The organism is Bacillus sp. FSL W8-1141 (assembly GCF_038593205.1).
Classification (GTDB): domain Bacteria; phylum Bacillota; class Bacilli; order Bacillales; family Bacillaceae; genus Bacillus; species Bacillus altitudinis.
The window spans coordinates 3,541,715-3,554,576 of sequence record NZ_CP151973.1; the positions used below are offsets into that span (position 1 = coordinate 3,541,715).

Here is a 12,862-nt window from a genome sequence, read left to right on the forward strand (position 1 = left end):
ACATACGGTTGACACATAAAGAAAGCGCGCTCTGAGCGCGCCTCGCTTGTGTTATGACTTCAAATATTTCTCAATAATTTTGTCATATTCACCGTTTTTCTTTAGGTTTTCCAGCCCTTTATTGATTTTCTTCAATAAGTCCTGGTTTTTCCCCTTCATCACTGAGATCCCGTATTGGTCTCCATTCAAGCGATCTCCAACTGTTTTCAATTTCAAGTCTTGCTGTGCGATCGCATACGTAATGACAGGGTAATCCTCAATTAAAGCATCTGCATTTCCGTTAGATACTTCTTGGAACATAGATGGACTGTCATTGAATTGAACTACTTCATACCCATATTTGTCTGCGTTATCTGTTGCAAATTTTGCACCTGTTGTCCCATTTTTAACAGCTAGCTTTTTCCCCTTTAAATCATCAATCGATTTGATGCTGCTGTCCTTTTTCACAACAACTGTCAGACCAGCGTCGAAGTATGGATCTGAGAAATCCACTTTCTTTTTACGCTCATCTGTAATACTCATACCACCCATTCCAACATCAAGCTGACCTGCTTGCATCGCTGGAATAATCCCTGAGAAATCCATTGCTTCAAGCTTCACTTTGAAGTCTTGGTCTTTCGCAATGGCGTTAATTAAATCAACGTCTATTCCCACAGTTTTACCGCCCTTTTCAAATTCAAATGGCGGATATGTTACATCTATCCCGATTTTATATGTGCCTTTGCCTTCTCCCGAACCGCTGTCTGATTTTGAACCACAGGCTGCCATGACGAGCACAACAATTAGTCCCATGATCAGTAGCATCGATTTCTTCATAAAACACGACCCCCAATTGTCAGTTTTGTCTAAATATTCGCAACAACAATCTTACTATACCACGCTAAAGCTATACTGTGTGATATTTTTTATCAATACCAAAGATCCATACAATTCTAGATCGATAGTCTCTTTAAATTTTACTTTTTTGCGAATAACTCATTTTATTCTGAAAGAAGCATGTTTCACAATATTCATGTGATATAATCTCACAAAAAACCGCGAACACTCCTTTATTAATACCACTTCTTTCTCACCTATGAAAAAACCCTCTTTCACTGTCTCTCTTCCTCTATTGATATTCTGATATATTTTTTTCAATATCCTCTTTTTACCTAAAAAAATGTAAGCGTATACAATTCAATCGTTACTCCCTAATTTTTTCACTACTGGTTGAATTTACATCAAAAAACATGTTTTACAAATTGAGATAGACCGCTTAAAATATAAGAAGATACTTAATATGGAAAGATGATTCAGACAAATAAGAATCAGCAGAAATGAATAGGTGAAGAAAGGAGGATACCAATTGGCAGAAACAGGTGTTTTGTCATCCGTTGATGTAGCAAATATGCTAAATGACTGGTATGTCTTGATGAAAAAAAGAGACATACAAGAAGCAATACAGCTAAAAGAAGAGATTCTTCAAGCATTTGATCGAATGGAAGAGAATCAAGACGTCTTACTCTACTATCAACTTTTAGAATATCGTTTCAAAGATTTAGTCGAAGATACAGCTTCGTTAGATCACAGTCTTTTTGTGGATGAAAATGCGATTCGTACAGATGATATGCTCAGCTACTATTTCTATTTCTTTAAAGGCATGTATGAAATGCGCAGAGGGAATCAAGATACAGCATTTCACCATTTGAAATTGGCCGAGGATAAATTAGATCTCGTACATGATGACATTGAAAAGGCAGAATTCCATTATAAAACAGGATGTCTATACTATAATATAAGATCCACACTTCTCTCCATCCACCACTTAAAAAAGGCTTCGTCTATTTACGACGCAGATCCATGTTATGTGAAAAAATCAATCAGCTGTCAAATGATGCTTGCTCTGAATTATGCGGATCAATCGAAATATGAAGAGGCAGAAGCTTTGTTTGGACAGGTGATTCACTCACTCGAACAGATGGAGGATCCAGATTTACTTGGTCACGCGTATTGCAATGCAGCCTTTATTAAAAGTCTAAGAAATGAATACAGTGAAGCTGTACCGCTCCTAGAAAAGGCTTTATTGATTGAGGCATTCGAAACTTCTTCTCCAGGCGGCTATTTACTGGCCTTGTATGCCTACACGAAAGCGCTGTTTAAGCTGAAAAAGCCTGGTTTGTTCCACTATTATGTACAGCTTTCACTTCAAAAAGCAGAAAATTTAAAACAACGAAACATTTCACTTAAATTATCCATTTTAGAAACATTGATGCTCCAGCCAGACAACATGATTGAGCAGATCATTTCTTATTGTGATCAATTAGAATCTATGAATTTCCTTGTTGATCTTGAGGCTATCTGTCAGGATGTAGCCGCCTACTTAACTGAAAATGGTCTTCCGAAAGAAGCGATTTATTTTCAGAACAAGGCATTGTCATTCAAAACTTGTTAAGAAGATGGAGTGATGTATGATGAAAAAATGGCTGATCTCAAGTGCGATTTTTGCGCTCTTGTTCACAGGTGTTTGGATTGGCACTTCTACACAAAAAGGCAGCCCGTCTGCACAATCGCAAGATGACGGTACGATCATTCAAAAGAGAGATCGAGGCACCAACCCTTAATAAGACTGAAAAGAGTAGCTGTCATTCAAAACAGCTACTCTTTTTATTGGTTAATCAATTTCTCGTTTGATATTTTGCATTTTTTCATCTAAGTAGTGAGCGATATCTGCCGCTTCCTTTAGTTCATCGGTGAGCTGATGAGGAACATCGTTTTGCAGTTTATAATAGATTTTATGTTCGAGACTCGCCCAGAAATCCATCGCAATGGTCCGCACCTGAATTTCAACCTTCACATGCTCCACACGATTCGTTAAGTAAACAGGAATCTCAACAATTAAATGAAGACTTCGATAGCCATTTGGTTTCGGATGCTGAATGTAATCCTTCACTTCAAGGATCTTTAAATCCTCTCTTTGCCTCAGAACATCAATAATGTTATAGATATCTTGAATAAACGAACAGATGATGCGGACACCAGCAATATCATGTATGTACTCCTTGGCACATTGTGTGGTGATGTCACATCCTTTTCTCGCTAGTTTATTCACGATGCTTTCAAAGGATTTGATCCGTGATTTTGTATGCTCTATTGGGTTGTGTCCATGGATTAAATTATATTCCTGACTAATAATCGAAAACTTTGTATCCATTTCATCTAATGCAAATTTATATACTAATAATTCATTTTTCCAGTCTTCCATGACACTTTTCAAATCTTCTACATGAGTTGCTGACATATTCATTCTTTTTGTCATCTCCTTTTGGCAAACAGCTGTTACACTGCTTTCCGTTTACTAGACGGAGAGAGGACGTAAATGGTTTTAAAAAAATACATCTTAGCCACGCTGTTTGTAATAAGTCAGCGCGAGTGCCAGTGCAAGCACAGATCCTTTCACGATATCCATTGCATAATACGGGACAGACATCATCACAAGTCCATTTTGCAAAATACCGATGAGTACCGCACCAATAAACGTACCGAATGCGTTTGGTTTACCTGCTCCCATGACTGAAAAACCGATAAAAGCAGCAGCTACCCCATCCATTAAATATGGCGTTCCTGCGTTAATTTCTGCTGTCATCACCCTTGATGCCAGCACGATACCACCGATCGCCGCAAATAAAGCAGACAACAAATATGCTGCGATTTTGTATTTGTTCACATGAATACCAGATAATCGAGCGGCTTCTTTATTTCCACCAATGATATACATCAATCGCCCATGCTTTGTGTAAGTCATAAAAACATGGGCAAAAAGCACAATGGCCGCCATAATCAAAATGATATAGGGGACCTGCCCAATCTTGCTGAAAAAGGCAGGGATGGTGCCAGTTGAAAAAGTGCCATCAGGCAGCACCATATTTTCAGAAATGGTCGCACCTTTCGTATAGGTTTGTGCGAGCCCTTGAATGATAAACATCATGGCTAGTGTCATGAGCATATCTGGAATCTTCATTTTGACAATCATCCAAGCATTCAGCAAACCGACAATAAGAGAAGCCGCCAGCGCAGAAAGGATCGCAATGAGTGGGTTTTGCGAGAACCATACAAACATGGAGATCACAATTGCATTTGATAACGTAGCAACTGAGCCTACAGATAAATCAAAGCCGTTCACTGCTAGGGAGATCGTCAGCCCTACCGCAATGATGGTTACAATCGAGATCGATCGTAAAATGTTGATGATATTTCCTGACTGTAAAAATGCCGGATTGGCTGCCGCAAAGACAACAATCAATACGACAATCGTTAAGATGGTGCCATATTGATAAAAGAAATCAAACAGATGAAAGGATGGCCGCTGTTTCTTGATTTGTTGAACTGGGGCTGAAACTTGTCGTTCACTCATGATTGTCCTCCTGTTGAATGATATAAAAGCTCTTCTTCAGTCATTGGTGCCGTCATTTCCCGGGCAATGCTGCCATCATATAAGACGTATACTCGGTCGGCAATTCCTGCAATTTCTGAAAGCTCACTTGAAGCATAAATAACCGCTTTTCCTCTTGCAGCTAGTTCTGCAATGAGGGAGAAAATGTCCTTTTTGGCTCCAACGTCTACACCTTTGGTTGGTTCATCAAAGAGATAGACATCCGCCTCAGCCAACAGCCATTTTCCAATAGCAATCTTTTGTTGATTTCCACCGGATAGATGCTTCACCTTCGCTTCAAGAGAAGGTGTCTTGACGCCAAGCCGCTTGACGATTCCATCTGCTGCCTTCCGTTCCTTAGAACGATGTAAGAAGCTGAACGGCCGTGTAAACGAACGTAGACTTGCAGCTGTTACGTTCCATCCAACAGTTTCTTCTGTTAGAATCCCTTCTTTTCTCCGTTCCTCAGGCACAAGGGCAATACCCGCTCTCACAGCGTGATGAGGCGACTTGATATGAATGGTTTGACCATGCAGCTGCACAGTGCCTGACTTTTTTTCTGAGGCGCCGAATAGGGCTTTGCACAATTCTGTTTTACCAGCACCGACTAGTCCTGCAATCCCGAGAATTTCTCCTTTTTTCACATGAAGATGAATGTTGTTTAATTTATGCTGGTCATGCAACTCTTTCACGTCAAGCACAATCGGTGCATCCTCTAGCGGTGTACGGAATGGGAATTGATCCTCTAATGGCGCGCCAAGCATTTCTTCAATGACCTGCTTTGGATCTGTTTCTTTAATGAGGTGCGCCGCCACATCAGTTCCATTCTTCATCACAGTCAGTTCATCACAGATGTTGAAAATCTCCGGCATGCGATGCGAGATAAAAATGATGCCTGTGCCGTTCTTTTTCAATTGATGAATCATTGAGAATAACTTGCTTGTTTCTGCATGACTAAGTGGAGCGGTTGGTTCATCTAAAATTAAAATGCTGCATTTGATCGACACAGCCTTGGCAATGAGCACCATTTGTTTTTCTGCCAGTGTCAAATCACTCACAAGACGCTTCGTTGAGATGTCAATGTCCATCTCTTGTAACAGCTGTGCTGCCTTGCGGTGAATCTCTTTCCAACGGACGAATGGTTTTTTCTCCATTTCATGAATCATCATATTTTCGCCAACACTTAAATATGGCACTAGAGCTGTATCCACTTCTTGATGGACGGTCTGCACACCGTATGAGGCCGCATCCTTCGGTGTATGAATGGTCGCCGCCTCGCCATTGATGTGGATGGTTCCTTCAAAATGTGAATGAGCACCAGAGAGAACTTTCATTAACGTTGACTTCCCAGCGCCGTTCGCCCCAATCAGGGCATGGACTGTGCCTTTTTTTAATGTGAAATTTGCTTGATCTAACGCTTTGACTCCTGGGAATTCAATCGAAATGTTTTTCATATGAACAAGCGGCGTTGTCATAGGTGTCCTCCTTCTCTCCTGATCGTCAATTGAAAAACGAAACACCCTCTATGAAAAGAGAGTGCACGTTGTTTATTTTGCATAATGCTTCTTCAAGGTCTTCATCCAGTCTTCTTCAAAAGCAGTCGATGATCCGAATCCTTTTACTTCATCTGCAAGATTGACCATATTGATGGCCTTTCCTGCATCCTGAAGCTGCTTTTGTGAAATGAGAGAGGCCTCAAGGTCATAGGAAGATGGCGTTTTCTCGCCAGCTAGTTTCTTCGCAAGAATCCTTACGTCGATTGCACCAATGAGCTTCGGATCGACAGCGGCAGTGTACTTCCAAGGACTGTCTTTCGCAGTCATTTCTTGCAGATCGGCATTAGACACATCAATACCGTAAATCTTCACTTCGGTTCTCCCTGCTTCTTTTAAAGCTCTTGCGGCACCAATCGCAAATGCATCCCACGTGGCAAAAATCGCATCCAGTTTCCCCTTTGGATATTTATTTAGCATAGCCGCAACCGCATTTTGTGTTTGAACTGATGTATCAGAGGCCGCAACGCCAAATCGGTCAAGTTCCTTGATTCCTGTATGCTGTTTGAGCGTTTCTTGGTACACCTTGTTTCGTCTCACCATTGGAGGGAATCCGTCTACCCAAAGATACGCAATATTTGCTTTCCCTTTAAAATCAGCCACGAGTGCATCTAATGATTTTTTCGCTAATTGCTCGTCATCTTGAGACGTCACTGTGACCCCTTTGATGTCCTTCAGCTTCGGATTTGAATCAAACGCCACAACTGGAATGCCTTTCGCTGTGATCTTCTTCACATCAGCGACTGTCGCCTCATCATCCCCATGAGAGATGATAAAGCCATCATAGTTTTCTTCTAGTGCTTGAGAAATGGCATCATGAAACTTCGCCGTATCACCATTTGCCGTGTAGACATCTACTGTAAAGCCTAACGCTTCACCTTCTGCCTTCGTTCCTGCTAAAAACTGAGCAGTATGATCGTCTCCGCCAATTTTACGGATGACTTTAATTTTTGCTCCCTGTCCTTTTGCAAATCGCTTCGGGACATTGTCAAAGGAGACCTTTTCGTTTGCATTAGCCTTTGAGCCTGCGCTTGATCCCGTACCGCAACCAGATAATAGCACGGTCAGGACCGTCAATAATACAAGAGATGATGTCCAATATTTACGTTTCATTGCTGTTCCTCCTCAAGTTGTTTTATTTTTCACATCGGAAAACTAGGTAAAGAAGTGGAAATATGCCTGTGAACCCAGTCGTTTGATTCTAAAAAAAGAGATCAAAAAAAGCCTCTCTTGATAAAGAGAGGCTTGATCACCGTTGCATGAAACATGTATCGGGAAGTCTTCCTCTCTTATCTGTCAAAGCTGTAACAGCTTTGCAGGAATTAGCACCAATTTCTTAAATAGAAACGGTTGCTGGGCGTCATAGGGCCAGTCCCTCTGCCTCTCTTGATAAGAGATCCGTTATGAAATTTGTTTTAGTTGAAATGTCTTCTTTACTTTAATGTGATGTCTCATCAATGTCAATGACTTTTTTGAAAATTTCTAAAATGATCATTTGCACCGAATGCTTTGTTTAACTGCCGATGATTTTCTTAGCAGGTGATGATGCCTTAAGACGGAAATCATATTTTTTCTCATTCACAAATTGGGGATTAAGGTGTGCTGATCCTTTATCTTGACCGCTTTTCGAGCGATACGTTTTGTAGCCTTCCAGCCATTTCCCGCGCCATACCCACTGTGAGGCTTTTGCACCTTTGCGGTCATCGTAGACATTCTTTTGGAATGTATTCGTCTTGTTCACTTCGTAAAGATTCACAACTAAGTAATGCGAAGCACTGGCTGTCATGATATTATTCGTGATTCGATTGTTCACCGATTGATATTGCATGAGCAATTGACCGCCTTCTAAGCCGGCTGTGTCATTTTTGTACAAAATGTTATGGGAGATGGTCGCGTTTGTGGTTCCGCCCCGCTTCTTGTCATAGCCGCCAATGGAGATGCCTGTATAACGATTTAAATATACTTGATTGTGCTCAATGCGAATGCGTTCGGCCATCTTCCCTTTATGTTCACTTGTGACCTCAATCCCAAGATCATTATGATGGCTGATGTTATGATCAATCACGATGTCTTTCCCGCCATCCACATAGATTCCTCCTGCGGAGATGTCCTTGCCGTACGCTGGATTCCCAACACTCGTAATCTCATAAACTTTGTTTCTAGATACGACACCATTTCGCACTTGATCATACTTTTTAGAAGGTGCGACATTCTCAAAACCAATTAAATCAATCCCGATATTGTCCGTATGCCGGACTGTATTATGTGTCACACGGAATTTTTTAACGTTTCCGTTTAGCACAAGGGCTTCACTAAAACCTAGCTTTAACTTTTCCACAGTGTTTCCTTTGATTTCGATGTCTTCAATGGCTGCAGGTGCTTTCGTTCCATAGACCGCAATGCCATGTGCATTCCCATTTTGATGTGTCGTCTGAATGTCGTACACACGGTTGTTAAGCAGTTTGACGCCTTTGCCGCTTCCTGTGATGAATATACCGATGGGTGTCACATCTTCTTGATTCGTTTTAATATGACCGATTGTCAAACCTTTCAGGGTGATATAGCTCTTTTGATCAATCTTCACAAGACCACCGTCTGCTTGATTTCCTTTAAGAGATGCTCCGCTAATGACAGGCTTCTCTTTTCCATACGCTTGAAAAACAACTGGTGCTTTCTTTGTTCCAGAATGGCGGACAATCAATTTCTCTTTGTATGTACCGCCTCTCATATAAACTGTTGTCCCAGCTTTCGCGATACTTGCCGCTTTTTTCAGCGTACGGAAAGGCTTTTGCTTTGTCCCTGGATGTTTGTCGTTCCCATTTGCTGCGACGTAATAGGCAGTACCTTGCTTCGCACCAGCCTCCTCCGTCATCGCTTGACAGCCAAAACTAATGGCGGTCATCAATAAAATCAATAAGGCGCCTGATATCATTCGTTTCATCTCGTTGTTTGCTCCCTTCCACTCTCTTCTACCTTTATCGGTTAAAAAAAAGAGGATTAAAATATGGCAATGCCCCTTGCAATGTACTAGTCAAAAGGTGTATGGTTGAAAGAATATCTTACAGGAAAACAAATCGCTTTTAAATTGTCAGATTAATCAGTTAATAATGAAATTGGATTTTATTTCTAAGGGGAAACTTCAGTAAAACCACGACAGAGAGGAGGAAAGCGCTTTAACAGATTTTTCTTGTCTGAATTCCAGAAAACCTATTGCTAATATTTTGTGAAGGTATAGAATAGAATCATAATTATTTCATATTATTAGAATTTTCAAATAATCAAACAGCAAGGAGATTTACGATGCCAAAACAACCCATCCGCGTTGAACTTAGTTCAACAAAAAAACCAAAACCTCAATCTGATCAACTTGAATTCGGAAAAATCTTCACAGACCACATGTTTGTGATGGATTATTCAATTGATAAAGGCTGGTATGATCCGAGAATTATCCCTTATCAGGCGATTCCAATGGATCCAGCTTCTATGGTTTATCATTATGGCCAATCTGTTTTTGAAGGCTTGAAGGCGTATGTGTCTGAGGATCAAAAGATTCTCTTATTCCGTCCCGAAAAAAATATGGAACGCTTAAACAGATCAAATGACCGCCTATGTATCCCGCAAATTGATACAGAAACGGTTTTAGAAGGCTTAAATGAACTCATTCGCATTGATAAGGATTGGGTACCTGATGCAGAGGGCACTTCTTTGTATATTCGTCCATTCATTATTTCTACTGAGCCCTATTTAGGTGTTGCACCGTCAAGCACCTATAAGCTGATCATCATTTTATCTCCAGTAGGTTCTTATTATAAAGAAGGCATTCATCCGGTCAAAATTGCGGTGGAAAACGAATTTGTCCGCGCTGTTAAAGGCGGAACAGGAAATGCCAAAACAGCTGGAAACTATGCATCAAGCCTGAAAGCACAGCAAGTTGCTGAAACGAAAGGATTTTCACAAGTCCTGTGGCTTGATGGCATCGAGAAAAAGTATATTGAAGAAGTCGGTAGTATGAATATCTTCTTTAAAATCAACGGAGAAATCGTGACGCCTGAACTGAACGGCAGCATTTTAGAAGGGATCACACGGAATTCTGTGCTTGAGCTGTTAAAGCATTGGGAAATCCCTGTGACAGAACGTAAAATTTCAATTGATGAGTTAATCGAAGCACATCAGTCAGGTGAACTTGAAGAAATCTTCGGGACAGGAACGGCAGCCGTCATTTCTCCTGTCGGTGAATTAATTTATCACGATCAGCCATACGTCATTCAAAATGGTCAAACAGGCGAAGTATCGAAGAAATTGTACGAAGCGATTACTGGAATCCAAAAAGGAACTCAGCCAGATATCTTCGGCTGGACAGTAGAAGTCGATTCGGTCGTCAAGCAGGCATAAGCAAGCGAAAGAACCTTTCATTTGATGAAGGGTTCTTTTTTTGTTTCTTTATCTCCTTCACTACCTCATAATGGAAAATATGGATCTATTCCACGCTTAAGGAGTGATGATATGTTTTTTACTTATTTACTAGCGTTCTTTGGGATTTGCATCGGATCGATCATCATCGCTACAGGTTTCGATGATTCACCGTTCTTCACCCGTTTTCTATTTAAGTTTCTCGGAATTTCTATCCTTGTTCTTTCCATTACTTTTGTAAAAGTGAGGCGAAAGAGGTTACGCAATAAAAAGGCGAAAAAGACTTAGATGTCAGTCAGCCTCTCATCAAATCGTGCACCAAAACAAGACCGATATCCCCACAATGGCCCCTGCATATATCCACTGTTTCCCTTTGATACTCCGCTTTCTCTCGATCAGTAAAAAGATCTCTGGTAAAAAGACGATGATGATTTCTAGGATAAAAACAAGATGATAAACTGGCGGCATCGGCTGGAAATCAAAGTCTCTTTCATCTCCACCGATGGTTGCGAAATACATTAACAGATTGGTTACTGGAATAGTAAAACAAACGAGCAGGCGGAGAACATACATCCACACATCCTGTCTATGCCGAATCAGGCCAATAAATGAAGCGATGATTCCATACAAAAACAAAACCACTGTGCCGTAACTAAGTAGAGGTTGAACGATAAAGCCGTAAAGCATTAAACCAATTGCCACCATATTCTAACCGTCCTTTCTTTGAAGCAGTACATGTTGTTTTTTCTATCATACACTGCTTTCTCCGGTTTCCATATGAAAAAATCATAAAAAACGACCCCATAAAGGGGCCATTTTATTTTACGCATTCACTGATTTGAAGAACTGCGGTAAATATTCACGGTGCGCTTCAAGCATTTCATCTAAGATTTGCTTTGCAATTTCGTCAGAAGGAACGAGTGGATTGATGGTCATGGCGACAAGAGCCGTCTCGTAATCTCCTGTCACAGCTGCTTCAGCTGCCACACGCTCGAAGGACTTGATTTGTTGAACGAGTCCTCTCACAGCCACAGGCAGATCACCTGTCGCGATTGGTTTCGGTCCGTCCTTTGTAATAATACAGTTCACTTCAACCGCTGATTCGGCCGGAATGCTGGCAATTGCTCCTCTGTTCACTGTATTTACCGGTTGAATGTCATGTTTATCATTATAGATGGAGCTGATCAAATTACATGCTGCATCGCTGTAATAAGCCCCGCCTCTTTTTTCGAGCTGCGGCGGTTTAATCGATAAATCTGGGTCTTTATATAACTCAAATAGTTCATGCTCGACTTGCTGCACAACCTCTGCTCTTGTTCCTTTTTCTTGAGCCGCTTTTTGTTCTTCCTCCAGCATATCTTTCGTTTTATAGTAATAACGATGATACGGACATGGAATGACCCCTAAGCCTTTGACGAAAGAAGGCTCCCAGTTTTTCGCTTCAATATTCCTCATGGACCACTGGCTATTTGGATTTCCTAACTCATCGAGCACTTGATCCATAATGCTGACCCCGTCTAAATACACATCTAAGCCATAGACCATGTGATTGAGGCCTGCAAATTGTACTTCAATGCGTTCGACATCGACATCCAGCGCTTTTGCAATGCCCATTTTGATTCCAATCGGCACATTGCATAGACCGACCACTTTTTTCAGATTCGTGTAGCGTAACACCGCCTCTGTGACCATGCCAGCTGGATTTGTAAAGTTCACCAGCCAGGCATCTGGGCAAAGCTCTTCCATATCCTTCACGATGTCTAGAATGACTGGAATGGTGCGTAGACCTTTAAATAACCCGCCTGGACCATTCGTTTCCTGTCCAATGACGCCATATTTAAGCGGGATTCTTTCATCCTTGGCTCTGGCTTCGAGCAGTCCTACACGAAATTGTGTCGTGACAAAGTCCGCATCTTTCAGAGCTGCCCGGCGGTCAAGAGTGAGGTGCACTTCAATCGGCAAACCTGCTTTTTCGACCATACGTTTTGCAAGGGCACCTACGATGTTCAACTTTTCCTGACCCGCTTCAATATCCACAAGCCATAATTCCTTTACAGGCAATTCTTGATATCGTTTAATAAACCCTTCGACGAGCTCAGGCGTATAGCTTGATCCACCGCCTATTGTGACAATTTTGATTCCGTCTTTCATGAATTGACACCTCCGAATTGCTTCATTTTTTCATGAAGCTCAATGATTTCAGCTGCAAGCTCCTTGACGGTCATTGCGTTCATCAGATGATCCTGTGCATGAATCATCAAGAGACTGACGTCGGTTTTCTCTCCTCTGATTTCTCCTTGGATCAGCTCTGTCTGTGCGTGATGCGCCTCATTTAACGCGTCTTGTGCTTCCTGCAATTTTTGCTTCGCCTCATCAAAATTGCCTTGCTTTGCACATGTAATGGCCTCCATGGCCGAGCTTCTGCCATTACCACCGTGCAAGATGAGTTGAAACACAATTTGTTCCATTTCCATCGGCCGCATCCCCCTTG

12 protein-coding genes and 1 riboswitch are annotated in these 12,862 nt (G+C 41.4%); of the genes, 3 read left to right on the top strand and 9 right to left on the bottom strand.

The genetic code is table 11. The features are described 5' to 3' along the window. Window positions 1-51: 51 nt before the first annotated feature. Window positions 52-816: a transporter substrate-binding domain-containing protein gene (locus NSQ52_RS18260; protein WP_007497862.1), complete on the bottom strand. Its 765-nt coding sequence runs from the start codon at window positions 814-816 to the stop codon at window positions 52-54. A 529-nt stretch (window positions 817-1,345) separates the two neighbouring features. On the opposite strand from NSQ52_RS18260, the gene NSQ52_RS18265 reads away from it, so the two are divergent. Beyond that, entirely contained in the window at window positions 1,346-2,431 is a 1,086-nt protein-coding gene (locus NSQ52_RS18265) for a tetratricopeptide repeat protein (RefSeq protein ID WP_212359576.1), read from the top strand. Window positions 2,432-2,450: 19 nt separating this feature from the next. Beyond that, window positions 2,451-2,600: a hypothetical protein gene (locus NSQ52_RS18270; RefSeq protein ID WP_017368302.1), complete on the top strand. Its 150-nt coding sequence runs from the start codon at window positions 2,451-2,453 to the stop codon at window positions 2,598-2,600. Window positions 2,601-2,650: 50 nt separating this feature from the next. Here NSQ52_RS18270 and NSQ52_RS18275 read toward each other — a convergent pair whose 3' ends face one another. The 5 genes from NSQ52_RS18275 to NSQ52_RS18295 all read right to left on the bottom strand — a co-directional run bounded on the left by NSQ52_RS18275 (window position 2,651) and on the right by NSQ52_RS18295 (window position 8,902). Next, entirely contained in the window at window positions 2,651-3,283 is a 633-nt protein-coding gene (locus NSQ52_RS18275) for a GTP pyrophosphokinase family protein (protein ID WP_007497867.1), read from the bottom strand. 93 nt (window positions 3,284-3,376) lie between these two features. Next, a complete protein-coding gene (locus tag NSQ52_RS18280; RefSeq protein ID WP_017368303.1) occupies window positions 3,377-4,390 on the bottom strand; it encodes an ABC transporter permease in 1,014 nt (337 codons plus the stop codon). Then, window positions 4,387-5,883, bottom strand: a complete 1,497-nt coding sequence (locus tag NSQ52_RS18285) for a sugar ABC transporter ATP-binding protein (protein WP_056704098.1) — start codon at window positions 5,881-5,883, stop codon at window positions 4,387-4,389. The genes NSQ52_RS18280 and NSQ52_RS18285 overlap by 4 nt, the downstream gene beginning before the upstream one ends. A gap of 72 nt (window positions 5,884-5,955) precedes the next feature. Further along, window positions 5,956-7,074 carry a sugar ABC transporter substrate-binding protein gene (locus tag NSQ52_RS18290; RefSeq protein ID WP_007497873.1) on the bottom strand — a complete coding sequence of 373 codons (1,119 nt, stop codon included), beginning with the start codon at window positions 7,072-7,074 and terminating at the stop codon, window positions 5,956-5,958. A 173-nt stretch (window positions 7,075-7,247) separates the two neighbouring features. Next, window positions 7,248-7,357: riboswitch (SAM riboswitch) on the bottom strand. A gap of 117 nt (window positions 7,358-7,474) precedes the next feature. Further along, window positions 7,475-8,902, bottom strand: a complete 1,428-nt coding sequence (locus NSQ52_RS18295; protein WP_342473727.1) for a right-handed parallel beta-helix repeat-containing protein — start codon at window positions 8,900-8,902, stop codon at window positions 7,475-7,477. A gap of 359 nt (window positions 8,903-9,261) precedes the next feature. Between NSQ52_RS18295 and NSQ52_RS18300 the strand changes: the two genes are divergently transcribed. Continuing rightward, window positions 9,262-10,353, top strand: a complete 1,092-nt coding sequence (locus NSQ52_RS18300) for a branched-chain amino acid aminotransferase (RefSeq protein WP_008345553.1) — start codon at window positions 9,262-9,264, stop codon at window positions 10,351-10,353. Window positions 10,354-10,677: 324 nt separating this feature from the next. Here the strand turns inward: NSQ52_RS18300 and NSQ52_RS18305 are convergent, their stop codons facing one another. The 3 genes from NSQ52_RS18305 to NSQ52_RS18315 form a co-directional block, all read right to left on the bottom strand. Next, window positions 10,678-11,076: a hypothetical protein gene (locus NSQ52_RS18305; RefSeq protein ID WP_025208200.1), complete on the bottom strand. Its 399-nt coding sequence runs from the start codon at window positions 11,074-11,076 to the stop codon at window positions 10,678-10,680. Between the two features lie 117 nt (window positions 11,077-11,193). Next, a complete protein-coding gene (locus tag NSQ52_RS18310; RefSeq protein ID WP_007497885.1) occupies window positions 11,194-12,522 on the bottom strand; it encodes a 6-phospho-beta-glucosidase in 1,329 nt (442 codons plus the stop codon). After that, entirely contained in the window at window positions 12,519-12,845 is a 327-nt protein-coding gene (locus NSQ52_RS18315) for a PTS lactose/cellobiose transporter subunit IIA (protein ID WP_008345561.1), read from the bottom strand. Before NSQ52_RS18315 ends, NSQ52_RS18310 begins: the two co-directional genes overlap by 4 nt. Window positions 12,846-12,862: the final 17 nt, after the last annotated feature.